The organism is Actinomycetospora sp. NBRC 106378, assembly GCF_030269685.1.
Lineage (GTDB): Bacteria > Actinomycetota > Actinomycetes > Mycobacteriales > Pseudonocardiaceae > Actinomycetospora.
Genome location: NZ_BSTT01000037.1, coordinates 1 through 635 on the forward strand (window position 1 = coordinate 1; position 635 = coordinate 635).

Here is a 635-nt window from a genome sequence, read left to right on the forward strand (position 1 = left end):
CGACCGGGCGACCGGGGAGCCGGTGCGCCGCTACGAGCACCCCCACCCCGGGGCGATGATCCACGTCGATGTCAAGAAGCTCGGGAACATCCCCGACCAGGGCGGATGGCGGTTCGTCGGCCGCGCCCAGGGCAAGAAGAACCGCTGGTCCACCGCCGACAAGCCCCGCAACGCCCACCACCAGCCGCTGATCGGCACCGCGTATGTCCATACCGTGATCGACGACCACTCCCGGGTCGCCTACGCCGAGATCCACGACGACGAGAAAGCCGCCACCGCGATCGATGTCCTGGCCCGGGCGGTGGCCTGGTTCGCCGCCCGGAACGTGACCGTCGAGCGGGTCCTCTCCGACAACGGGTCGGCCTACCGGTCCCACGCCTGGCGCGACGCCTGCGCCGAGCTCGGCGTCATCCACACGCGGACCCGGCCCTACCGGCCGCAGACGAACGGCAAGATCGAGCGGTTCCATCGCACCATGACCGCCGGCTGGGCGTTCCGACGGCTCTATCTCAGCGAATCCCAGCGCCGCAAGGCGCTCCCGGGGTGGCTGCACGAGTACAACCACCACCGGCCCCACAGCGCCATCGGCAGGCAGGCCCCGATCACCCGCTTGACCAACCTGTCCGGTCAGTACA

General features: G+C 70.2%; 1 protein-coding gene. It reads left to right on the forward strand.

Translation table 11 applies throughout. The annotated features are described in order from the left end of the window. Positions 1-635 (forward strand): IS481 family transposase (locus QSK00_RS30300; RefSeq protein WP_285597267.1); only part of this gene is annotated, 635 nt, incomplete at both ends.